General features: G+C 38.8%; 26 protein-coding genes, 4 tRNA genes, 1 pseudogene and 1 riboswitch. Of the genes and pseudogenes, 13 read left to right on the top strand and 18 right to left on the bottom strand.

What is annotated here, in order from left to right:
* The first annotated feature begins 19 nt into the window (after window positions 1–19).
* Together B9T24_RS02520 and B9T24_RS02515 are read left to right on the top strand one after the other, a co-directional pair.
* Window positions 20–229, top strand: coding sequence for a PA3496 family putative envelope integrity protein (locus B9T24_RS02520; protein ID WP_004651227.1), 210 nt, complete (start codon window positions 20–22; stop codon window positions 227–229).
* A 69-nt stretch (window positions 230–298) separates the two neighbouring features.
* The gene (locus tag B9T24_RS02515; RefSeq protein ID WP_086164339.1) at window positions 299–823 is read left to right on the top strand and encodes a YecA family protein; all 525 of its coding nucleotides are present in this window, start codon (window positions 299–301) and stop codon (window positions 821–823) included.
* Window positions 824–944: 121 nt separating this feature from the next.
* Here B9T24_RS02515 and B9T24_RS02510 read toward each other — a convergent pair whose 3' ends face one another.
* The 3 genes from B9T24_RS02510 to B9T24_RS02495 all read right to left on the bottom strand — a co-directional run bounded on the left by B9T24_RS02510 (window position 945) and on the right by B9T24_RS02495 (window position 3202).
* A complete protein-coding gene (locus B9T24_RS02510) occupies window positions 945–1358 on the bottom strand; it encodes an ABZJ_00895 family protein (RefSeq protein WP_086164338.1) in 414 nt (137 codons plus the stop codon).
* Between the two features lie 42 nt (window positions 1359–1400).
* The gene (locus tag B9T24_RS02505) at window positions 1401–2012 is read right to left on the bottom strand and encodes a DedA family protein (RefSeq protein ID WP_086164337.1); all 612 of its coding nucleotides are present in this window, start codon (window positions 2010–2012) and stop codon (window positions 1401–1403) included.
* Between the two features lie 257 nt (window positions 2013–2269).
* The gene (locus B9T24_RS02495; protein ID WP_086164336.1) at window positions 2270–3202 is read right to left on the bottom strand and encodes a rhodanese-related sulfurtransferase; all 933 of its coding nucleotides are present in this window, start codon (window positions 3200–3202) and stop codon (window positions 2270–2272) included.
* 204 nt (window positions 3203–3406) lie between these two features.
* Here B9T24_RS02495 and B9T24_RS02490 point away from each other — a divergent pair, with 204 nt between their 5' ends.
* Entirely contained in the window at window positions 3407–3892 is a 486-nt protein-coding gene (locus tag B9T24_RS02490; RefSeq protein ID WP_086164335.1) for a DUF1289 domain-containing protein, read from the top strand.
* Window positions 3893–4042: 150 nt separating this feature from the next.
* On the opposite strand, the gene ribB is transcribed toward B9T24_RS02490, so the two are convergent.
* From ribB to B9T24_RS02430, 12 genes are all read right to left on the bottom strand, one after another.
* Complete coding sequence (ribB, locus tag B9T24_RS02485; protein ID WP_086164334.1) at window positions 4043–4702, bottom strand: 3,4-dihydroxy-2-butanone-4-phosphate synthase; 660 nt, start codon at window positions 4700–4702, stop codon at window positions 4043–4045.
* Between the two features lie 94 nt (window positions 4703–4796).
* Window positions 4797–4963: riboswitch (FMN riboswitch) on the bottom strand.
* A 168-nt stretch (window positions 4964–5131) separates the two neighbouring features.
* Window positions 5132–5512 (bottom strand): aspartate 1-decarboxylase, encoded by a 381-nt coding sequence (gene panD, locus B9T24_RS02480; protein ID WP_086164333.1) that lies wholly within the window; start codon window positions 5510–5512, stop codon window positions 5132–5134.
* Between the two features lie 144 nt (window positions 5513–5656).
* Window positions 5657–6238 carry an aminoacyl-tRNA hydrolase gene (pth, locus tag B9T24_RS02475; RefSeq protein WP_086164332.1) on the bottom strand — a complete coding sequence of 194 codons (582 nt, stop codon included), beginning with the start codon at window positions 6236–6238 and terminating at the stop codon, window positions 5657–5659.
* A 19-nt stretch (window positions 6239–6257) separates the two neighbouring features.
* The gene (gene rplY, locus B9T24_RS02470) at window positions 6258–6554 is read right to left on the bottom strand and encodes a 50S ribosomal protein L25 (RefSeq protein ID WP_086164331.1); all 297 of its coding nucleotides are present in this window, start codon (window positions 6552–6554) and stop codon (window positions 6258–6260) included.
* Between the two features lie 101 nt (window positions 6555–6655).
* Window positions 6656–7609, bottom strand: a complete 954-nt coding sequence (locus B9T24_RS02465; protein WP_004651241.1) for a ribose-phosphate pyrophosphokinase — start codon at window positions 7607–7609, stop codon at window positions 6656–6658.
* 36 nt (window positions 7610–7645) lie between these two features.
* Window positions 7646–7720, bottom strand: a tRNA-Gln gene (locus tag B9T24_RS02460).
* 93 nt (window positions 7721–7813) lie between these two features.
* Window positions 7814–7888: transfer RNA gene (locus tag B9T24_RS02455), tRNA-Gln, on the bottom strand.
* Window positions 7889–7929: 41 nt separating this feature from the next.
* Window positions 7930–8004 (bottom strand) — tRNA-Gln (locus B9T24_RS02450).
* Window positions 8005–8031: 27 nt separating this feature from the next.
* Window positions 8032–8106 (bottom strand) — tRNA-Gln (locus B9T24_RS02445).
* A 1-nt stretch (window position 8107) separates the two neighbouring features.
* Window positions 8108–8938: a 4-(cytidine 5'-diphospho)-2-C-methyl-D-erythritol kinase gene (gene ispE, locus B9T24_RS02440; RefSeq protein ID WP_086164330.1), complete on the bottom strand. Its 831-nt coding sequence runs from the start codon at window positions 8936–8938 to the stop codon at window positions 8108–8110.
* Window positions 8939–8959: 21 nt separating this feature from the next.
* Window positions 8960–9541, bottom strand: coding sequence for a lipoprotein insertase outer membrane protein LolB (gene lolB / locus B9T24_RS02435; RefSeq protein ID WP_086164329.1), 582 nt, complete (start codon window positions 9539–9541; stop codon window positions 8960–8962).
* Window positions 9542–9549: 8 nt separating this feature from the next.
* Complete coding sequence (locus B9T24_RS02430; RefSeq protein ID WP_086164577.1) at window positions 9550–11262, bottom strand: hypothetical protein; 1713 nt, start codon at window positions 11260–11262, stop codon at window positions 9550–9552.
* 78 nt (window positions 11263–11340) lie between these two features.
* Here B9T24_RS02430 and hemA point away from each other — a divergent pair, with 78 nt between their 5' ends.
* Window positions 11341–12624 carry a glutamyl-tRNA reductase gene (gene hemA / locus B9T24_RS02425; protein ID WP_086164328.1) on the top strand — a complete coding sequence of 428 codons (1284 nt, stop codon included), beginning with the start codon at window positions 11341–11343 and terminating at the stop codon, window positions 12622–12624.
* A 261-nt stretch (window positions 12625–12885) separates the two neighbouring features.
* On the opposite strand, the gene B9T24_RS02420 is transcribed toward hemA, so the two are convergent.
* Entirely contained in the window at window positions 12886–14808 is a 1923-nt protein-coding gene (locus tag B9T24_RS02420; RefSeq protein ID WP_086164327.1) for a DNA primase, read from the bottom strand.
* A 202-nt stretch (window positions 14809–15010) separates the two neighbouring features.
* Complete coding sequence (locus B9T24_RS02415) at window positions 15011–16027, bottom strand: outer membrane protein assembly factor BamD (protein WP_086164326.1); 1017 nt, start codon at window positions 16025–16027, stop codon at window positions 15011–15013.
* A gap of 71 nt (window positions 16028–16098) precedes the next feature.
* Between B9T24_RS02415 and rluD the strand changes: the two genes are divergently transcribed.
* The 8 genes and pseudogenes from rluD (at window position 16099) to B9T24_RS02380 (ending at window position 22102) form a co-directional block, all read left to right on the top strand.
* Window positions 16099–17151: a 23S rRNA pseudouridine(1911/1915/1917) synthase RluD gene (gene rluD / locus B9T24_RS02410; RefSeq protein ID WP_074945591.1), complete on the top strand. Its 1053-nt coding sequence runs from the start codon at window positions 16099–16101 to the stop codon at window positions 17149–17151.
* Between the two features lie 37 nt (window positions 17152–17188).
* Window positions 17189–17929 carry a peptidoglycan editing factor PgeF gene (gene pgeF, locus B9T24_RS02405; protein WP_086164325.1) on the top strand — a complete coding sequence of 247 codons (741 nt, stop codon included), beginning with the start codon at window positions 17189–17191 and terminating at the stop codon, window positions 17927–17929.
* A gap of 39 nt (window positions 17930–17968) precedes the next feature.
* A pseudogene (locus tag B9T24_RS02400) lies at window positions 17969–18521 on the top strand (flavodoxin family protein).
* Between the two features lie 109 nt (window positions 18522–18630).
* Window positions 18631–19707, top strand: a complete 1077-nt coding sequence (locus tag B9T24_RS02395; RefSeq protein ID WP_171264823.1) for a helix-turn-helix transcriptional regulator — start codon at window positions 18631–18633, stop codon at window positions 19705–19707.
* Between the two features lie 17 nt (window positions 19708–19724).
* Window positions 19725–19898, top strand: coding sequence for a hypothetical protein (locus B9T24_RS17070; RefSeq protein ID WP_228145678.1), 174 nt, complete (start codon window positions 19725–19727; stop codon window positions 19896–19898).
* Window positions 19899–19901: 3 nt separating this feature from the next.
* Complete coding sequence (locus tag B9T24_RS02390; RefSeq protein ID WP_228145677.1) at window positions 19902–20510, top strand: hypothetical protein; 609 nt, start codon at window positions 19902–19904, stop codon at window positions 20508–20510.
* Between the two features lie 15 nt (window positions 20511–20525).
* Window positions 20526–21395 carry a PD-(D/E)XK nuclease family protein gene (locus B9T24_RS02385; RefSeq protein WP_086164323.1) on the top strand — a complete coding sequence of 290 codons (870 nt, stop codon included), beginning with the start codon at window positions 20526–20528 and terminating at the stop codon, window positions 21393–21395.
* A 29-nt stretch (window positions 21396–21424) separates the two neighbouring features.
* The gene (locus tag B9T24_RS02380; protein ID WP_086164322.1) at window positions 21425–22102 is read left to right on the top strand and encodes a hypothetical protein; all 678 of its coding nucleotides are present in this window, start codon (window positions 21425–21427) and stop codon (window positions 22100–22102) included.
* A gap of 56 nt (window positions 22103–22158) precedes the next feature.
* Here B9T24_RS02380 and smpB read toward each other — a convergent pair whose 3' ends face one another.
* Entirely contained in the window at window positions 22159–22635 is a 477-nt protein-coding gene (gene smpB, locus B9T24_RS02375) for an SsrA-binding protein SmpB (RefSeq protein ID WP_004651257.1), read from the bottom strand.
* 141 nt (window positions 22636–22776) lie between these two features.
* On the opposite strand from smpB, the gene coaD reads away from it, so the two are divergent.
* On the top strand, window positions 22777–23268 hold the full coding sequence (gene coaD, locus B9T24_RS02370; RefSeq protein WP_004651258.1) for a pantetheine-phosphate adenylyltransferase: 492 nt from the start codon (window positions 22777–22779) through the stop codon (window positions 23266–23268).

Genomic DNA, 23268 nt, shown 5'->3' with positions numbered 1-23268 from the left:
TCACCATGAGGTGGTTTTAGTGTCTTCTACAGATTTCGAATTAGATGATAGCTACAATGATGATGATGTTAGTTTTGATGAGGCATCAAGCAAAATTAGTGCTAAAGAGTCGTTAGAAAAACGTCGTCTAATTGATGACCTTCTCGCACAACGTCGTTTAGAACGTGAACTGAAAGATTTTGATTATGATCTTGATGATGATGACGGCTTTGATGACGATGAAGACTAAATTGTGATTCAGCATAGCGCACTAAAATGCTATGCTATCTATAGTTATTTTACTGAACTTGGATTTTAAATGAGTGCTTTAGATTTAGACTTATTGAGCGAATATCTAGATGGTGACCAAAATGAACATGGTCTAGATTTTGCGGCAACTCATGGTTTTTTATGTGCAACTGCGGTTGGACCAACTTTTGATCAATGGCTCGATGAACTTTTCGATAACAATCAAAAGAAAGTGCCAGCTGAAATTATTGTACAAATAAAAGCATGGTTAGAAGCAATTCGTCAAAACTTAGCCAATGAGGAAGGAATTGAGTTTCCTTTTGAAATTGAAGAAGCTGATGTTGAGTCAAGTTTAGGCGATTGGAGTGTTGGCTTCGTCGATGCAATGTTCTTAAATGAAGATGCTTGGTTTACACCTGAACATGAAGAACAGTTGGTGGATTTAACTTTACCAATGATGGTATTTAGTGGTGTAGACGATGAAGATCCGCAAATGGAATCTTTCCGTCGCAATGGTCAGCTTATGGACGAAATTGCAGAAGAAATTCCAGAGAACTTAAATGAAATTTATTTAATGTACCACACGCCAGCGTGATGTTACATCTTGCGCCGCTACAATCGCGGCTCATGTATCACACACCAACTTAATTCATTGAAATCAAAAAAACACCTCAAGAGAGGTGTTTTTTTTAGCATTAGATTTGTGGTTGTTTTCTTTATGGTTTTAGTTTTCGTGCACAGATCTTGGCATACCAACCAAAACTGACAAAAAAGATTGCAGCATGAATTAAAATGAGCAGCAGCATGACAATTGCGATCAGAATTAAACCTGTATTTTCAACGGTTTTTAATATATTTCCCGTAGTAGGGTTGACCAAGCTATATAAGAACACCAGTATGCTGGAAATGAACAGTGAAACGATGGTGCAACCCCAAACCAATTGAATTTTCTCATCAGAATTGGGTGTGCGTTGTTCCCGTTTAACAAAATGTCCCGCTGTAATAAATCCAGCTGCAATCAGTGTAGGCACACTGGTTGAACCCGTTAAATTGAGTAAGCTGAACATGATGCCTAAGAGTAATAATGCGATGCTGTAAACAGCAGCAAAGTAAATCAAATAATGTTTCATCAATTAAATTTTCCCCCAATTAAATTGAACTAAAAACAGACCCTACTTTATTTTATATTTATGTCGATGGTATAGAACCCCGACAATGATGAGCACCACAATGCTGATAATGATATAGCCAACTTGGCTAAAGATATTGTGCATCAATGCTTGGTTTTCACCAAAATAAAATCCGACACAGGCTAAGAATGTCGTCCAGATGATTGTACCAAGCGCACTATAGAACATGAATTTCCAAAAGGGCATATGGCTCATGCCCGCAGGAATACTAATCAGTGAGCGCACAGCAGGAATCATGCGTCCAAAAAAGACAATACGGTGCCCATACTGTTCAAACCATGTTAATGCTTTCTGTACATCACTGGATTTGATAAATAAGTATTTTCCATAGCGATCGACCCATCGAAAAATTTTGTCATGATTAAATTTATACCCAATCCAATATAAAATTGCAGCCGCAGTCAATGAGCCAATACAACCTGCGATAATCACGCCAACAAGGAGAAGTTGCCCTTGAGATGCGGAATAGCCTGCGGAAGGCATGATCACTTCAGAGGGGATAGGGGGGAAAATGTTATCAAGGAACATCAGTAGGGCAATACCGAAGTAGCCCAATTGTTCCATAATAGAAATAATCCATTCAGTCAGATTCATGAGTGTATAAAATAACAATGATATCTGAACTATCCTAAAGACTATTCGTTGCAGGGTAAAGTACGGTCAAGTCATCAAGTCAGATTATTCTTGGCTATGGATCAATGTGTGTATGTAGACTTTTCTTAAACTATGTGCCAGCGCAAATGGAACCACACTGATTAATGTATATTTTGAGTTTATTGTTTATTTTTTTGTAAATATCAAATCCTCAGCAGACGCTAAGGGTTTGATATGGGTGATCTTAAAATTCAGAATTACAGGCGTTTACGTTTTGCTGCTGCAATTTGTGACTGACGCATACGGAAACCTTCTTTTTGCTTTTCTGTGGTTTTTTCGATGCAATATTTGCATGATACACCGTGTTCATAATTTGGAAGTTCAACTTCTGTTGGAAGTAAAGGCCAACCACAGGCATGACATTTAATATTTTGACCTTCTTCTACACCATGAGTTACGGCAGTACGACCATCAAATACAAAGCATTCGCCTTCCCACATACTTTCCTCAGCAGGGGTTTCTTCTAGGTATTTTAAAATGCCACCTTTCAGGTGATAAACCTCATTAAAACCTTCTTGAAGAAGAAGGGAAGTTGATTTTTCACAGCGGATACCGCCCGTACAGAACATGGCAATTTTTTTGTCTTTATGTTGTTCAAGATTTTGTTTTACGTATTCAGGAAATTCACGGAATGTTTCTGTTTTAGGGTCAACAGCACCTTTGAATGTACCCGCTTTATATTCATAATCATTGCGTGTATCAATAAGGATCACATCATCACGTGCAATAAGTTCATTCCATTCTTTCGGGTCTAAATAATGACCAACCAAGTCGCGCGGTTTAACCTCGACACCTAAAGTGACAATTTCACTTTTGAGTTTGATTTTCATTTTACGGAAAGGTTTTTCATCGCTATGAGATTCTTTGTATTCCATAGCCTTAAACCCTTCATGAAGAAGAAAGGCTTGAATTTGATTAATCGATTCACGATCTCCAGCGACAGTACCGTTAATCCCTTCGCCCGCCACAATTAGAGTTCCACACAAGTTAATGCTGTTGACTAAGTCTAAAAGACGTTGTTGAAGATCGGCAGGATCTTGAACTTCTTTAAATTGATATAGTGCGGCAACAACCCAACTTGTGGTCGCTTGCTGTTCTACAGGTGCAAGCTGTTCTACAGTAGCGTTCATGGAAGACTCCAAATGTATTATGATAGGACAAAATTCAAGGCGCGTATTTTAACGTGAATTGTGTGAATAAGCGAGAAAACCATAACTAAAATATGGTTTTTAACTGAAAGAAGTTGCTCGTAAGTTGGTGTTGATTAAAATTATCATTTTAAATGATTCTAGATGATTGATTTTATTTAAGTATTAAAGATGTAGGAGTGTGCTTTGAGTACTGATCGTCGAATTGCTTCTTTGACCCCATGTGCAGGGCGTTGTTCTACGGTGTTTGGTGATTCGGTATGTCGTGGATGTCGTCGTTTTAATCATGAAGTTATTCAATGGAATACTTATAGCCCTGAACAGCACACAGCTGTGTGGAAACGATTGGATGCTCAGTTGGATCAAATTTTAGTGCCGATGTTACCGCATGCTGATTTGCACCATGTAGAAGGCTTTGTGTTATCGAAACGCGTGCGTTTACGTGATGATGCATCAAACGGACGTAAGCTTTATCATGCCCTTAAAATTTGTGAGAAGAATAAAAATTTAGCCGAAGAAAGTGGTTTAGGAATTCAGGATAAACAGGTGAAACCACTTTGGCAGGAATTTGAACGCCGCGTCTTGGCTTTGGCTACAGCAAGTTATGATTTTGCTTTTTTACGTGCAGATGGTATTCGTACTAGTTTATTGCATATGTTGGAACAAGACTGAATGTATTGTTCTTTATGGGAATGTTTTTGAATGCAATAATTGGATGCAGTTACTTGATTATATTGATTATAAATAGTTCTTAAATCAAATTTAAAATGAAAAAGCCTCAGTATTGAACTGAGGCTTTTTCTATAATCAGTATATTACGTTTTAGAGCTGATGCGCTAAACGATACTGCACAAGTTCTTCAATGGTAATTACGGTTAAATGGTGGGTTTGAGCATAAGCCAAAACTTGAATGCCTGACGCCATTGTGCCATCTGGATTGGTCAATTCACATAATACACCTGCTGGTTTTAAGCCTGCTAAACGTGCTAAATCAATTGTACCTTCAGTATGGCCACGACGAGCTAAAACACCACCCTCACGTGCACGTAAAGGGAAAACGTGTCCGGGACGGTTAAGATCGCTTGCAACAGCGCCATCTTTAATGGCGGTTTTTATCGTGGTGGTTCGATCTTTGGCTGAAACACCCGTGGTCACACCCTCGGCTGCCTCAATTGTCACGGTAAATGCTGTTTTAAACTGACTTGAGTTGTCAGCCACCATCGGTGGGAGTTGTAAATGATTGGCTAGCTCATCTGTTAGGCATAAGCAGACAATGCCAGAACCATCACGAATCATACGTGCCATGGTTTCAACGTTCAGTGTTTCTGCCGCAACAATTAAGTCGGCTTCATTTTCACGCTCAAAGTCATCCATCACCAAAACTGGTTTGCCTTGGCGGATATCTTCTAAAGCTTTTTGAATACGTTGTTCAGCAGGAGGAAGGGCTGAAAAGAAAACTTCGGGTTGAATTAAACTAGACATTGAAACGCTCTCGTAAAATAAAAATACGGTTGAACATTTCAGGACTGATGTAGAAATGGGGTCGCAGCGATATATCAAATATAAATATCCGTTACGTCGTCTTCTTTCATCCGGACTATACCGTCGGCTTTGGTTTCTCACCAAATCTGCGAGTCAATCTTTTAATAAAAATTGACAGGCTCGTGGGCTGATTAAATCTTATCATTTTTGTTAAGTTTAACTTACCACCGGTGGGGAATTTCGCCCCGCCCTGAAGCGATGTGGAATGATTATAGACCTGTTTTGCATGAATAATCATATTTTTATTTAGAATGATCAGTACTCTAGGTTCACATGAATGGGACAGCAAAGCATTTTATAGGTGAACGAATAGGCATAAAAAAGCCCGCATGTGCGGGCTTTTGGTATTTTGTATCTTGAAGAAAGGTATTAAGCCACTTGAACTGGAATGCAGTTCGCAGTGTGATTTACCGTATTATTCGGGTTTGCATATACCAGACGTGGTTTATGTGCATTGGCTTCAGCTACAGTGAAATCACCAAAGGTTGCAATAATCACTAAATCACCGACGTCAGCTTGATGTGCAGCGCCACCATTGACAGAGATAATACCTGAATGATCTTCACCACGAATCGCATAAGTGGCGAAGCGTTTACCATTCGTGACGTTCCATACGTGGATTTCTTCATATTCACGAATACCTGCTAAATCCATGAGTACGCCATCAATTGCACATGAACCTTCATAGTGAAGCTCTGCATGAGTAACTTGAGCACGGTGAATTTTGCATTTTAATAAACGAGATAGCATGGCTGGCGTCTCCTTAGTCGAGCTAAGATTTTATCTTATGGTTAAATCAATCACTTTTTACTGGGTAAGTAATCCGCAGAAAACGCATTTTGCTCTGAAACAAGCATCATGGCAAGAAGGATTGTTCAACAATGTGTGGATTGATCAGTTCGGTTTGTAAGCATTGATTTGATTCATGGCTTGCTGTGTGTCACCGTTTACAAGCAATTGAATGCGAGATAAAGCGTGAGCAATGGCATCATCCATTAAATTTTGTTCGCTGCTTGGTGCTTTGCTGAGTACATGACCAGAGACACGTTCTTTAGAACCAGGATGTCCTATGCCAATACGTAAGCGATGAAAATTTGAACCAATATGCGGTACGATATCTTTTAAACCGTTATGTCCACCGTGACCACCACCTGTTTTTAGGCGAATGACACCGGGGTTCATATCAAGTTCATCGTGCGCAATGAGTATTGCTTCGGGAGCAATTTGATAGAATTTGGCGAAGGGTACAACACTTTGACCCGAAAGGTTCATAAAGGTTGTGGGTAATAACAGACGAACGTCTTGACCTTCAATATTACCACGACCGCTTATCCCTTTATATTTGGGATCAGCTTTGAGTTGAATACCATATTGTTCTGCAAGACGTTGGACAAACCAGAAGCCTGCATTATGGCGGGTTTGGGCATATTCCGTTCCCGGATTACCCAAACCTACAATCAGTGAAAGTTTTGACACTAATTTACACCATCAACACTTATGCGCGTTTAAAGTCAGCATGCATAGGCGTGTTTTTAGCTGGGTGACGTTGTAAAGCTTGGATTTTAACGCTTTCAACTTTATCGCCCATATTGATTTCAATAACTTCTTCGAAGAAAGCATTGTTTTCAAGTGCTTTAACAAGTTGACGAAGTTCTAAAGTAACAGTTACAGGAGCAGCTTCGCCACCGTAGATGATTGCTGGAACTTTAGCTTGAAGACGAAGGCGGCGGCTCGAACCTTTCCCTTGTACTGATTCGTCACGAGCTACTGCATTTAATACGAAGTTTGCCATGATGACATTTCCTCATTGAGTTTAAATTGACTGAACCTTCGACCAGTCCAGTGATAGAAAGCCCTGCTTTTTAAGGGCAGAGCTTCAAAAAATTTGCGCTATTATAAATAACTATCGAACATCGCGCTAATAGATTCTTCGTTGTTAATACGACGAATTGTCTCAGCAACCATGCCGGCTACTGAAACTTGGCGAATCTTACCAAGTTCTAATGCTTCTTGAGAAAGAGGAATCGTATCTGTCACCACGAGTTCGTCGAGTACAGAATTTTTCAAATTCTCAAGGGCTTTACCAGAAAGTACAGGGTGAGTTGCATAAGCAACAACACGGCGAGCACCAAATTGTTTCAGTGCATCAGCAGCTTTACACAATGTACCAGCAGTATCAACCATGTCATCCACGATTACGCAGTCACGATCTTTTACATCACCAATCAAATGCATCACTTGTGATTCATTTGCTTTTTGGCGACGTTTATCAATGATTGCAAGATCGATATCACCCATTTGTTTAGCTACAGCACGTGCACGTACTACACCACCAACGTCAGGAGAAACAACCATAAGATTATGGTGTTGCTGTTGACGAAGATCAGCAAGTAAAGCAGGAGTACCGTAGATATTGTCTACAGGAATATCGAAGAAACCTTGGATTTGGTCAGCATGAAGGTCGATCATTACAACACGGTCAATCCCTACAGTTGTCAGCATGTCTGCCACAACTTTTGCAGTGATTGGAACACGGCTTGAACGAGGACGACGATCTTGACGAGCATAGCCAAAGTAAGGGATGACAGCAGTTATACGACCTGCACTTGCACGACGTAAAGCATCAGCCATAACGAGGACTTCCATAAGGTTGTCATTCGTTGGTGCACAAGTAGGCTGTACAAGGAATACGTCTTTACCACGAACATTCTCGGTAATTTCGACAGTGATTTCACCATCAGAAAATTTACCGACAGCAGCAGCTCCTAACGGAATGTGCAAATGGCTTACGACTTTTTGGGCGAATTGTGGATGTGCAGTTCCACTAAAAACGACAAGATTGGGCATGAAGCACCCTTGGCGGTTGGAATGTTTGAAAATAGATGGCAGGGGCGGCTGGATTCGAACCAACGGATGCCGAGATCAAAACCCGGTGCCTTACCACTTGGCGACGCCCCTAATGCGGCAGAACTTTAATGTTTTTACTGTTTAATGTCAAGATAAATTAACAAATGAACCAGTAAATTTTATTCTGTCTTTTTTGAAAATAGATGGCAGGGGCGGCTGGATTCGAACCAACGGATGCCGAGATCAAAACCCGGTGCCTTACCACTTGGCGACGCCCCTAAATTTGACCACTGTAAATTGATTTAAACAATAAGTTTAAATGGCAGGGGCGGCTGGATTCGAACCAACGGATGCCGAGATCAAAACCCGGTGCCTTACCACTTGGCGACGCCCCTAATACAGTAATCTACAGATGAAAATGATGGCAGGGGCGGCTGGATTCGAACCAACGGATGCCGAGATCAAAACCCGGTGCCTTACCACTTGGCGACGCCCCTATCATATAACTTTGAAATGACGTACTGGTGATTCATTTAAACCATTAACCAAGTAAGCTTTACAAGGCGAATGTGCTAAAATCTCATCAATATTCATGTCGCTAGTTACTTCAGTAAAAACACAAGCACCTGTACCTGTAAGTTTTGCAATACCGAACTGGTCTAAATACTGCATCGCTTCATTTACTTCTGGGTATAGGCTTCTCGCTAAAGGCTCAAAGTTATTTCCAAAATTAAATGGTGTTAACTGATAGGCGCAAAATGTAGAGGTCTTCGTGTTTCTTGTCAATGTTTTTTGCGAAAAAAGCAATTGAGTGCTGATAAAACAATCAGGTTTTAACACGATGTATTTTTTTTGTTCCAAGTCTATGAATGTTAAGTGTTCACCAATGCCTTCAGCCCATGCATTGCGTCCATAAACAAAAATAGGGACATCCGCACCGAGTTTGACACCCAACTCAGCCAATTGTTCAATACTTAAACCGCATTTCCACAGTTGATTGACCACAATAAGCGTTGTTGCTGCATTTGAAGATCCCCCTCCGAGTCCTGCGCCCATAGGAATGTTTTTTTCTACGCGAATAGACAGCCCTGTTGTTTTTTGAGCATAGGGCTTTAAGATTTGTGTGGCTTGGTAGATTAAGTTTTGTTCTAGGTCGACGCTATTTAAGCCATCAATTGAAATTTTCAAGTCATCTTTTTGAGTGAATTCTAGCCAGTCATTTAAGTCTATTAGTTGAAAAATAGTTTGCAACTCATGATAACCATCATCACGACGACCTGTGATATGCAAAAAAAGATTGAGCTTGGCAGGAGAGGGGACACGAATCATAGCGTTTTGAACTTTTAAGACTTAGCGATTTTGAATAATCATTGTAATACGGTTTTCTTGACCCGACTCAAGTGCTTGCTTCAAAATTAGTTTATTTGGCAATTGGGCTTGGTCGTTATAACTTAAATCAACTGTCCAGCCGTCTTCCAGAAATTGGGTTGGACGATTCAGGTCATCTTTGTTAATTTTAACTTGTGTTGTTGCAGGTTTAGCTTGAACCCAATCGACTAAATGGGTGATTGGTGCTTGCCAACCCGTGGCGCGTTCAAGCAGTTCTTCTGCTGTTTCGGCTTCAATGAGCCCTGTTTTGGCGCTATTTAAGCTAACTTCGCCGGGTTTGCCCGATATTTGCGTTTTGCCGACACCTAAAATTCCGCTTAATTCGATATCAAACTCATCTTGTTGCTGTACCCAAGTGAAAAATGCACTGCCAGATTGCCCTGGTGTTTTCACCCCGATTTTACCCTGAAGGTTGAAGTTGTTTGCAGCTTCTGGCGTTTGAGATACGTTTGGCCCTTGAGGTTGGGTATATTGTTGACAACCCGTCAGAATGAGTGTGCTTGTTGCAATTAAGGTTAAGCTGAATTTTGAAAAAATATGCATAAAGTGTATTAACTCTTTTTCATGTGTGGCGCTAACAATAGCGACTTCAATTGCTCTAATTGAGGATCATTGGGATGTTTTTTTTGTAATTGTTGTAACACATGATTAAATTTTGTTAGATCGCCTTGCATGTATAACGATTTTGCATAGCGCACACCAATGTTGATATTTTGGCTAATTTCATAGGCTTTTTCCAAAACCAGAGCGGATGTTTTAAAGTCATTTTGTAAAAATGTAATATAGCCAAGTGTATCTAAAATTGAAGCTTGGTCTGGTGCAAATTCCAATGCATGTTCAACATACTGCCGTGCTTCATCTAAACGTCTGTTTTGTAAAGCCAGTGTATAGGCGTAAGCATTCAGATAGGTTGGACTATTGGGTTCGATTTCTAATAGTTTTTTCAATAATTTATCAAGTTTATCTTTGTCTTGATAAGGGTCAAGTAATAGAACTTCCGAATAGATCAGTTCGGGATCATCAGGCACGTTTTTTATCGCTTCATCTAATAAACGCATGGCTGCTTTTTTGTTGCCCATTCTTTTTAAAATGTCGGCTTGCGCTTGATAAAGAAAACTGGCTTGTTGTGGGTAATTGACCCGTTCTTGGGTCAAAAAACGTAAAGCATCGCTGAGTTTATCTTGCTCGGAAAAAATGTTAATCATATTGCGGCGTGAAACGGTATATAAGCTGCCATCCACCAAACGATAATAGGCCTTTGCTGTTTCAAAATGCTGCTTTCTTTCAGCATTGACTGCCAAATAGTAATAGGCTTCATTTTGATATTGTGCGGAATAGCGTAGCTCAACCAAGAACTTTTCAGCTTTCTCATACTCTTCTAAATCAATACTGGTTAAGCCTGCAATAAACAATGCTTCGTCTTCATGCGGCCATTTTTGTAAAATATTTTCGAGTTTATCCAGTGCTTGTTTAGATTGATTGATTTTAATCAGATATTTAACTTCAGCTAAGCGAACTTCTAAATTAGATTTATGTTTTTGGCTGGCTTTGTTATACCATTTCAGCGTTTCTTCGTCATTGCCTAAAGCACTGAGTAAGTTGGCTTTCATTAAAATAAAACCCGTCACTTTAGGGCGTTTTTTGAGTGCGCGATTTACCGTAACGAGTGCTTGTTCTAGCTGTCCATGTTGAGCTTCTAAACCTGCAATCAGCACCAAGACTGAAGGGTTGTCTCTCTCTTTGCTTTTGCGTAAAGCATCAAGTAAAAACTCTCGATCTTCGGGTTCTTCAGGCGCAATACCGACCAAAATCTTTTCTAAGTCTGCATCGGGGTCAATATTTAAAATTTTATCCAGTGTTTCAGATGCCAGTTCATACTCATGTGCTTTGAGGGCAATATGTGAAAGATAAAATAAAGCGGGGACATCTGTGGGTTCTTGAACCACCCAATGGGTGGCAATATCCAGTGCAGCTCTGAGGTCATTTTGTTCTAATGCGACATTTAAAGCCCGCTGTTTCACCGTGGTAGAATTGCTTTTAATTGCAAGCACAGTATAGTTGTGTAATGCTGTTGGTATGTCATGGTAGGTCAGTGCAAATTCGGCAATCATGCTTTGTTTTATGGCATTATAATTTGAATTGGCATGATAAATTTCTCCAGATGCTCTAATATGAGCACTAGAAGCCATGCTACCCACAAGTAAGAATGTGGTAGAATATTGCTTAATTGTCGCGCCGTTTATTCGGCTATTTGTTTGACGCAATTTTTCTTGATCCAAGTAATGCTTTTTATGACACCAATATTGCACAATAGCATAAATTTAGCGAAATGATGATCTGATATGTCTTTCTTTGCATTGGGTGTCAACCATCAAACCGCTTCTGTAGAGCTGCGTGAGCAAGTTGCATTTAACCCTGAAAAGTTAACGCAATTACTTGCAGAGCAAAGCCAAAACCGTGACTTAAATGACATGGTTGTGGTTTCTACATGTAATCGAACTGAAGTTTATGCCATGTCTGATAATGCGGATATGGTAATGAATTGGCTCGCCCAAGCAAATGGCATAGATGTTAAACAATTGTTTAATCATGTATATCGCTATGAAAATGCGCAAGCTGTAACACATTTGATGCGTGTTGCCAGTGGGCTTGATTCCTTAATGTTGGGTGAACCGCAAATTTTAGGGCAAGTGAAGTCTGCTCTTTCTTTGGCTAAAGATGCGCATACTGTTTCTCCTCGTTTAAACCGAATTTTTGAATATGCTTTTTATGCAGCCAAGCGAGTGCGTTCGGAAACGGCTGTGGGTAGTCATGCGGTTTCTATGGGTTATGCGGTTGCTCAGCTCGCTTTACAGGTGTTTAGTAAGCCTGAAAAGTTGACGGTCATGGTGGTTGCTGCGGGTGAAATGAATAGCTTGGTGGCGAAGCATTTGGCCGAAATGGGCGTGGGTAAAGTTTTAATTTGCAATCGTACAGCTGCACGTGCTGAAACTTTGGCGCAAGAAATCGCTCATCGAGTTGATGTGGAAATTATTGATTTTTCAGCGTTGGCAGAAAACTTATACCGTGCAGATGTGATTTCTAGTTGTACTGGAAGTTTGCACCAAGTGATCTCTTATGCTGATGTTAAAATCGCCTTAAAAAAACGTCGTTATCAACAAATGCTTTTGGTGGACTTGGCCGTACCGCGTGATATTGAACCTAAAGTTAAATCTTTAGATGGCGTATATTTATATGGCGTTGACGATTTACAAAGTGTGATTGATGACAATCTTGCACAACGTCGCCAAGCGGCTGTTGAAGCCGAAGTTATGGTCAATCAGTTGGCAACAGAATTACTGACCCAACAAAAAGTTAAAAAAGCGGGCGGTACAATTCATGCTTACCGTGAGCAGGGTGAAGTATTAAGACAAGAAGAATTGGCTTTAGCGATGACACGAATTGCTAATGGTGACAATGCTGAGCAGGTTCTACAGGAATTTTCTCATCGCTTAACGCAAAAGTTATTGCACCCAACCTCTATTTTATTGCGTGAAGCAGCGAAAGCAGAAGATCCTGCATATTTTGAGATGTTGCAGGAAAGTTTGCAAGATGTGGTAGCGAAGCGTCGTAAAGCAAAGCACTAAAATAAATGAAGGTTGATATTTATAGTGCCTCATATTGTTGTTAAGGGTTAAAAAGATTTTGTGTAGGCGATGCCTTACTTTTGATGGGTCAAAAGTAACAAAAACCCTTTATTCATCAGATGGTACGTCCCTGTAACCACTGACGAACGAGCGACATCCATGTCGCCAGTCAAGTATTCTAAATATCTTTGTAATATCTAAAATAAGTTTAATGCATCACCGTATTGAGATTATGTAATCGATTGATTCAAAAATTAAAATTTAATCTTCTAAAAGTGTCAGTGATCTTTTTTTATCAATTTCATAAATTTGATGTTTTAAATTTCTCATTTCGGCAATGCTGGTAAATTTTTTCGATTTAATTTTTTGTTGCAAGCATTGGTATTGTAATTTAATAGAAAAATCTTCAGCGAGTTTGTCTGCTTGTTCAGGTGATGAGGTGTAATCACTAATATTGGCTTGAGGTAAAATGTGCTGTAAGTCGTGGTGAAAGTTGGCACATGCACCTAGAACATAATACTGAGATAGCTCTGTATCATCGGGTAAATCATCAAAAATCGTATTAAAAATATTTAAAATTTTAAATAATAATTGATTGTGTGAAATTAAAGCACGTAGGGGTTCAAAGTGAATATAAAGATAGGGGTGATTCATTAAAATCGCAATCACATATTCCTCAGCATCAATTTTGGTGCTAAAGCTTAAGGATGCATCGTTGTTGACTTGCGGTTGCCATTTACGACTATAACCAAGCTTTTCACGGAAATATTGCTGTAGTAAATAACGATAAGAACCATGTTTGGGTAACAGTTCAGTGAGCTGTTTTAACTCACCCATCACCTGACTTTTACCTTCAGGTGATGTGCTGTTGTGATTTTGAGTTAAATGCGCAAAAATAAACTCGGACAATAAAGGCGCAGTTTGTAACATACGTTGAAAGCTTTCTAAACCTTCACGACGAATTAAAGAGTCTGGATCGTGATCATTAGGGAGTACGAAAAACTTAAGTTCGCGACCATCATTGAGTAAAGGTAAAGCAATTTCCAAAGTTCGTCTTGCTGCTTTTTGCCCAGCAGCATCACCATCGAAAGCAATGGTAATACGATTGTTTTGCTTAAATAAAATATTTAGATGTTCAGTATTACTGGCTGTTCCCAGCGTTGCAACCGCACCATAGATGCCATATTGCTGTAAAGCAATCACATCCATGTAGCCTTCAACCATTAACCAATCGTGAGCTTTTTGTTTGCGTCCTTCATATAAACCATACAGCAGTTGGTTTTTATGGAACACTTCAGAATCGGGTGAGTTAATATATTTGGGTTTGATTTCATCATTGAGCGCACGACCACCAAAACCGACCACGCGACCTTTGGGATCCCGAATGGGAAAAATGACTCGATCACGTAGTAAATCGAAGTCTCGACCTTTGTCACTGGTACGAATTAATCCCAGTTGTCTTAAGCCTTCAATGTCATAAGGAAACGCTTTTTCCAAATGCTGCCAATCTTCAGGGGCATAGCCTAAACGCCAGTATTGAATGGTTTCTGCACTTAAGCCACGTTGTTTAAAGTATTGTTGTGCGGTCTGACTGTGCGGTAATTGCTGCGCATAATACAGCGCAATATTTTCCAGTAAATCGTATAAATTGCCATCTTGAACTGTGTTTTGATCAATCGGATCAAATTGTTCAAATGCGGCAAAAGGATCGTTATGATTAAAATGTTGCTCTGTATAGGCATCATTTTGAAATTCTTCAAAAGGATCGTTGCTGCTAAAAGCAACATTTGGCGCAGGTTGTTGTTCTGCTACGATAGCTGCGGGAGCCACTTGAACGCTGATAGGTTTTTTGATTTCGCGCTTATAAGAGAGGCGTTTTGAATCTTGATTGTCTTTCGGTAATTCGATACCTGTTTGGCTAGATAGATCCTTCATCACATCGACAAAATTACGCCCGTCAATGTCCATTAAAAAGCGGATGGCATTTCCGTTGGCTTGGCAACCAAAGCAATGGAAATACTGTTTGTCGCGATAAACATGAAACGATGGCGATTTTTCCTGATGAAAAGGGCAGCAACCTGAATAGGTGCGACCTGTTTTCTTAAGTTTCACGCGCTGACCAATCAGATCGACAATATCTGTGCGATCTAATATTTGATCAATCGTGTGTTGAGGAATAGCCATACGTATGCAGTCGAGTTGAGATCTATCTATTAAAAATGACTGACGAATCAGAGGTCAGAATTTACGCAGAATGAAAGTGCGCAAGCAATTAAAGGTTAATTTGTATACCTTTTGCACAAAATGATCAATATGATCGGTTAAAATAACAAAAGGGCAAGTATGATAACTTGCCCTTCATGAAAATGCGAACAATAAGCTTGGCTTATTCAGTTGCTGGTGTTTCTTTTGGCGTTTCTTGTTTCGGTGCTGGAATGTTGGTTTCTGCTTGTGGACGATCGAGTAAACCAAAACTTAAACGATTGGTGATACTACGTTTTTGAGTATCGTCAGAATTTTGATTTTGTTCTGTATCGGTTGATGTTTGAGCTTCGCGTCCGAAAACACCTAAAGTTGCACGATTCACCCAGCTGCCTTCACTGCGTGCAGCACGAAGATTCACGCTACCATCAGATTTAACTAAGTTTGGATAATTCAGCTTTAATACTTCAATATATTGTTTTGAAGTGACTTGATCACCTAACTTGTCATAACCATAAGCAATTGTGGCTAAAGCTTCAGGGATTTGAGGGGTTTGAGGGAAATGTTCAATCACCCATTGAGAGCGCTCAACAGCGGCTAACCATGCTTTACGCTTAATGTTAAAACGTGCCGCATTCATTTCACTTTCAGCCAATTCATTGCCAATAAATTTCATTCGTTGTGCTGCATCTACAGCATAAGTGCTAGATGGGAAGCGACGAATGAAATCGACAAAGTTTTGATAAGCCACTTTTAAATAGCTGACATCACGGTGGGATTGTTTTAATGAGGTGTAACGTAATAAGCCATCATAGTTTTGTTCCATATTCGCGACACCACGAACATAGTAAGCATAGTCCACATTTGGATGTTGTGGATTTAAACGAATAAAACGTTCAGCCAGTGCAATTGCACCTTCATAATCTTTTTGTTGGAATTTGACGTACAATAATTCTAATTGAGCTTGTTGTGCGTAGTCACCTGTAGGGTAATAGGTGTCTAAAGCTTCTAGATGCGTTGCAGCATCGGTATATTGCCCACGTTCGAGCGCTTTTTCTGCTTTTTGAATATAAACTTGCTCGCTAGATTGTGGTCCTGTATCCACAATTTCTTTCTTCGGATTACTGCTACAGCCTACTATTGCCGTTGCAACGCCTAAAGATAAAGCAAGCATTGTCATTTTATAACGTGGTAACGACATAAAAATTCCTCTGTTAGTACTGGCAATGAGCTACAATTGCGCTATTAAACCACTTTTGTCTGAATGAGCAAATGAGTCAAGCACAATCTTCTAACTCTAATTTACCTGAAACTGATTTCAATTTACTTGAAGATTCTGAGGATGCAGATAACCATACTTCAGACTCAACTGCAACACGTTTATCGTTGCAATTTCAATTGGATGAAAGCTATTTAGGACAACGTATCGACCAAGTCGCAGCGATAATCTGGAGCGATTTTTCGCGTGAAAAATTGAAACAGTGGCTAAAAGAAGGCCATTTGTTGGCAAATGGTAACAGCGTTAAGCCAAAGTATAAATGTGAAGGTAATGAACTTTTAACACTTGATGTTGAACTCGAAGTTCAAACTAAAAGCTTACCTGAAAATATTCCACTTAATATCGTGTATGAAGACGACGATATTATGGTGGTGAATAAACCGATTGGTATGGTTGTACACCCAGGCGCTGGCAACAGCTCAGGTACATTGGTGAATGCATTACTTTACCATTATCCTAAGTCAGCGGAATTGACCCGTGCCGGCTTAGTACACCGTATTGATAAAGACACCAGTGGCTTGCTGGTGGTGGCTAAAAACTTAGAAGCACAATTTTCGCTCAGCAAGCAATTGGCGAAGAAAACGGTTTATCGTGTTTATGACTTAATTGTTTACGGCAATATTATTGCAGGTGGAACAATTGATGAACCGATTAAACGTCATCCTGTCGATCGCGTTAAAATGAAGATCTTGCCAGGTGGTAAGGATGCGGTCACTCACTACAACGTGAAAGAGCGTTTCCAGCATTTTACGCGTGTTCAAGCACGTTTAGAAACAGGTCGTACCCATCAAATTCGTGTTCATTTTAGCTATATTGGCTTTGGTTTGGTCGGCGATCAAGTGTACATGAACCGTGTGCGTGTACCTGCGGGTGCTTCAGAGTTATTGGGTGACACTTTACGTGCTTTTAAACGCCAAGCTTTACATGCAGCAAAACTTGGATTGGTTCATCCGCGTTCGGGTGAAGAAATGATGTTTGAAGCACCTTGGCCAGAGGACTTCGCTCAACTGGTTGAAGTATTACGCAGCGAAAATAAAGCGTATTAAGTTGCTTTGATGTTGGGTGAATGACAAGGAAATAGACATGCAATTTGTTCAGGGACTTCCATCAGGTGTATATGTTGGGCAGACACGAGTACATTATGCAAAAGCTCAAGCTTCTGCTCAGCCTGAGCTTGTAGGATTTAACTTGGCATTGCATGTCGGTGATGATGCAAAGCGTGTACAGCAGCATCGTATGGCTTTGCTGCAAGAGTTTGCAGATTTTGGCGTTGATAAAATGACTTGGATGACGCAAACCCACAGCACCATTTGTCATACGATTAATGAAGAAATTCCATTTACAGCATTAGAAGGCGATGGTCTGGTTACTCAGCGTAAGGCCCATGCGTTGATGATGATGACTGCGGATTGTTTGCCTGTGGTGCTGGGAAATGCAGATGGCACCGAAGTTGCCAATTTACATGCAGGTTGGCGAGGTTTGGCACAAGGCATTGTTGAAAATACAATTACTGCGATGCAAAGTCAGCCGACTTGGGCATGGTTGGGTGCGGCAATTAGCCAGCCGAACTTTGAAATTGGTACAGAAGTGAAATTGGCTTTTTGTGCTAAATATCCAGAATTAGAAACTGCTTTTCAAGACAGCGAAAAAGTGGGTAAGTTTTATGCTGATTTATATGCGATTGCGCGTTATATCTTGAAACAACAAGGGATTGAAACAGTGCTTGGTGGCGACCAGTGTAGCTATCGGCAAACAGACGAATATTTTTCCTACCGCCGTGAAGCAAAAACAGGACGCATGGCAACATTCGTGTTTATGGCTTGAAACTGTTAAACTTCATTAAAATTTACTGTTTTTATTGATATGTCTTTATCTTCAAAATCTCTTGCCATCGTTTATCACAGCCCATACGGACATACTGCAAAGGTCGCATCTTTTATTGCTCAAGGGGCTGAGCAAACGGGTATAAATGTGCATTGCATGAACATTGAACATGTAGATTGGGAGATACTAGACCAAGCTGATGCGATTGTTTTGGGTTGTCCTACTTATATGGGAAGTTTGACCTCAGCCTTGAAGCAATTTATGGAGCAATCTTCTAAACGGTGGTTGGCTCGAACATGGCAGGGCAAGCTTGCAGCTGGTTTTACCAATGGCGGTGGNTTTAAGTGGTGATAAGTTGGCTGTTTTGCAGCAAATCAATTTGTTTGCCATGCAGCATGGCATGTTGTGGGCAGGTTTGCCTTTTATGCCTACAGGACGCAGTTCGCAAGATATTAACCGTATGTCGAGCTTTTTGGGTTTAATGACCCAGTCTGATAATGCACCTGCTGAGATCACGCCGCCCGAAGGGGATTTGGAAACAGCGGCTCGATTTGGTGCGCATCTCGCACTATTGCTAAATCGCTTAAATTAAGATTAAAAAAACCTCCAATTGGAGGTTTTATATATTTTATTTGTAAGACATTGAATGTCTTTTAAAGCTGTTATTCTTGATTGAAACATAAATGAACAGAATAGCAGTCATGGATAAGAAAAATGTAAACCTCGTAAGCCGTGTATTAAAAATTTATAGTGTTTTACCACGTGTACCCAGATCGGCTTTAACAATAGAAGAGTTTAAAGAGCAAGTACGTCATTGTTATGGTGATGACATAGAAGAAAAATCATTAACTAAAGCAATACAGAGAGATTTAGAGCTCATTCCCAGTTTACTTTCAACTGGAGCACTTTCTGTAACTGATGGTAAAGGTAGAAAAGCAAAACAATATCAATTAAGCCAAGATGCTTTCATTGAGCAGTTTAATTCTGAGTTAGCTTTGGTCTTGGTCATGGCAAATAATTATTTAAGCGAATATTTGCCATATGATATTCACCAAAATGTAAAAGGCTTTTTTGAAGCGGCAACACAACAACTAACCAAAGATACTCGTTTGGATAATTGGCAATCTCGTTTTCGTTTTGTGCCATCTGGTTATAGTCAAAATAAAAATAGTCATTATGATTCAAAAGAAATCAAAATAATTTATCAAGTAATTTTAGAAGATGATATTTGGCTTGATACTCAATACAGAAAAGAAGGCCATTTCGAAAGCCAAGCATATACGTTAAAGCCTCATGGAATTATTCACTATGGCTATAAACAATTTTTAATTGCTAGCAAAATCATTAAAGGAAAAAGTGAGTTACGTACATTTAATATGCTGAATTTTACTGAAGTTAAAATTATTCCAGAAAAAATTTCAGTAAATATTGATCCCTATGATGTTGATGACTTGGTTGAAGAGCGTGAGTTCGAAGATGCTTTTTTTGATAGGCAAGAATTGGGAGTATTTTGCGTCTTTGAAGGAGAGTTATTGGAAGAATTAGAAATCAATCCGATAGGTAATGATCAAACAATTATTCATTTACACGATCAGTATTATGAGCTAAATGCTCGGAGTGTGATCACTCGAAGTCGTATGGAGTGGTTTGCGAAAAATGCACATTTAATTCAGATCATATCACCAGATGAATTGCGTGAAGAGATTGTTGATAGGGCATCTATTGCATTAGAAAAAAATGATTTATGTGATCCCATTGCTAAGTTTCTGAATACTTGAATAGTAAGGGTAAAATAATGAAAAATGATATATCTGTAGATAGTATTTTGAGTAACTTGTCTTCCATTATTCGAATGGGAAACTTTCTTGAAGAAAAAGTTACTGGAAAACTTTTTGAAAACATTGAGACCATGATCTGGAATCAACAAAAACATGATTTTCCTGATATGACGTGGCAAACGATGGTCTGAGATGTGTGTGCTAATTTTGAATATAAAGAATTATGGTTTGCTCCAAAACAATGGATTCATTTTGAGCAACAGGATGAATTAATTTCAGATGAAAGTTTTGATATCTATGAAAGTTATGCTTTTTTCAAGCTTACTCATTATGACAGATGGAGTCATTATAATTCTGATGAAGATTTTAGAATCAATAATAATAGATTTCCAACAGCAAATTTTTTTAGACATGAACAGGGCTATATAACGCTACAATTTTTTCTAAATTATAATCTTATACGTAAACTTTCTTATAAACGCGAAGGTTTAATTAAAGAAATCGCAGAAATGGAAAATTACCGAGAACTGTGTGAGTGGAATCATTTCCGACAGAATACCTTGATGCAATATCAAGAGTTAGCGGGCTTGGGCTTTGGATTCGATACTTGCTCTGCATTTTGGTTGCTTAAAATAGATCCGTTAAATTCTGATTTGTTTATTAAAGAGTATAACCAAGGTACATTGGATAAATCACTCGAACCTATTCAGAGTGCATTAGTAAAAATAAATGAAAACTTTGGGCTGTTTGATGAAATTCAACAGAAAGCAAAGCATTATTATGTAGAAATAGCAAAAATGTAAAGAGAACAAAAGAATATGAGTTTAAATGAAACTGAGTTTTCCAATCAATTATCAATTTTTGTTCAGGATTGGAAAATTTTAGAGGAGTCACATAGTAATGAGCTATCAGATCAAAAAACTGCAGAAAAGTTAAATCTGTTTTTTAAGAAGTGGATAAATTTACCTACAATTAAAGAGCCTCAAGAAAAGCCTTTATATGTTGATTATGCAAGTTTGGAAGGCTTCTTTCAAAATTTTGATAAAGCAGTGGAGCCTATACGTGAAGCAAGAAAAAATGGTCTTGTATTGAATGTCTGGCAAACAGCAGGCTTAAAAACAAACGAAGTCCGAAATAGTCAGGTTTTAAAATGGCTTTTAGATTGGCGTGGTGATCATGGACAAGGTAATAAAATTTTAGTGGAATTTCTGAAATTATTGCCACCACGATTTTGTTACGAACCTAAAAGCTATTCAATTATCGCTGAATGTTGTCCATTAGGTAATATAGAAAATCGGGTAGATATAGAAATTGATGCACCTGAATTTCTTTTATTTGTTGAAGTGAAAATTAATGCACAAGAAGGAAAAGAACAACTTAAACGTTATTATAGAGAAGCGATGTTGAAAACTAAAAATATTAAGAAAGATTGGGGTGTTATTTATCTAACAAAAACAGGTTATTTATCAACAACTGAACATGAAATTAAAGCAGCTTTATTAAATGATAATGATGATATTACAAAACTGATTCATGATGATTTACGGAATGACACTCAGCAAAGATTGATTCCAATGTCGTGGTCAGATATTTCAAAGTTATTATATCAATATGCAGTGCAAGCAAATGTAACCAATCGAGGAGCATGGTTAGCAAAACAATTTGCCGATCATATTAAAACTTTTTAAACCAATTACTTTATGTAAGAGAAAATACGATGAGCAATGTGCAAGCAGCAAAATTGATTATTGAAAATATTCAATTATTAGAGCAAGCAAAAATAATTCTTGAAGGGGAAATAGCTGAAAAATTGCTGACTTCAGTTGATGAAGTTGTCAAAAGATATCTTGAGGGTTTTGAGGGGTGGGGTGGTAACTTTAATTTTTATGAAAAAAATGATCTTAAATTTGCACCAGAAAATTGGCAGGCTAAGCAAGAAACGGAATTTAAGCATCAAAATTTTTATGCTCGTTATTGTTTAAATTGCGAAAGTAGTGAAATAGGTGGTGATTATCATGAATGGTGGGTAAGTACATTTCTTAAAAACGATATTGATCGTATTATTTTTAGTATTTATCCATGGTATGAAAATTATAAAGAAAAAGTAAACAAGAAAAAATGGAATGAATTTGCAAACGAGAAAAATCAATTACAGCCAGAAATTGAGCAATGCGGTTTTAAATTTAATGCTTCAAATGGGAGTTGGTATATCGTTGTAGATGGAATTGAACCAAAAACTTTTATCGAAAATTATGAAAGTGATACTTTAGAAGATGCTTTAATACCGATTACGGATGCTTTAGGTAAGTTAGAAAAAGCTCATCCTTATTTTGATAAAATTGTACAAGCTGCGATTGAAAAGTTTGGACGTATTGAGAGCGAAGACGCAGTATAAATAAAAAATTTCAAAGAGCTTTGAAATACAAAGCTCTTTGTTTATTGAAATGACAGTTACTTATGAAAAATTCGTGCTTTATCACGTTGCCAGTCACGATCTTTTTCTGTGGCACGTTTATCATGCATTTGCTTACCTTTGACTAAAGCAATTTCAATTTTAGCTAAACGACCTTTCCAGTAACACGCCAGTGGTACGCATGAATAACCTTTTTGGTTGACTGCACCCATCAACTTTTCAAGTTCACGACGCGAAAGCAGTAACTTGCGTGTACGGGTTGCTTCAGGAACTACATGCGTAGATGCAGAGAGTAGCGGTTGAATTTGCGCCCCAAACAAAAATGCTTCGTTATCTCTAAAAAGAATATAGCTTTCAGTAATGGTCATACGTCCAGCGCGTAAAGACTTCACTTCCCAGCCTTGTAATGAAAGACCAGCTTCGAATTTCTCTTCAATAAAATAATCATGGCGAGCGCGTTTATTCTGCGCAATAGTGCCACCATTATTTTTTTTAACTACGATTGATTTCGACATAATACTAATATTCCAAGATTAACTATATTTTGCCTTAAACTCGCTCTAAGGTGAAGTAATTTCAAATTTAAGGAGAATGTTCGCTAAAAAGGAAGTTTTTGTTAAACTAGAAGTATAAACAATAAACTAGAGTACAAACGGATGTCTAAAACTCGCGTCATCTATCCAGGAACGTTTGATCCAATTACCAATGGTCACGTTGACTTAGTTGCCCGTGCAGCAAGAATGTTTGATGAGGTGGTGGTTGCAATTGCAATTGGACATCATAAAAACCCAGTTTTTAGTTTAGATGAACGAATTCGATTGGCTAAAATATCGTTAAGCCATCTTTCCAATGTCGAGTTTGTTGGTTTTGATGGTTTGTTGGTAAACTTTTCTCGTGAGCAGCGTGCAACAGCTGTATTGCGTGGATTGCGTGCTGTTTCAGATTTTGAATATGAGTTTCAGCTTGCGAATATGAATCGCCAGTTAGATCAACATTTTGAAACTGTATTTTTAACACCCTCTGAACAATTTTCATTTATTTCTTCGACAATGGTTCGAGAAATTGCGCGTTTAAAAGGTGATGTTGGTAAATTTGTACCACAATGTGTGGTCGAAGCCTTTGAACGCAAGCATCAACAAGGTTGGTAG

The organism is Acinetobacter sp. ANC 4654 (assembly GCF_002135425.1).
Lineage (GTDB): Bacteria > Pseudomonadota > Gammaproteobacteria > Pseudomonadales > Moraxellaceae > Acinetobacter > Acinetobacter kyonggiensis.
This window is presented reverse-complemented; position numbering and strand designations above follow the sequence as displayed.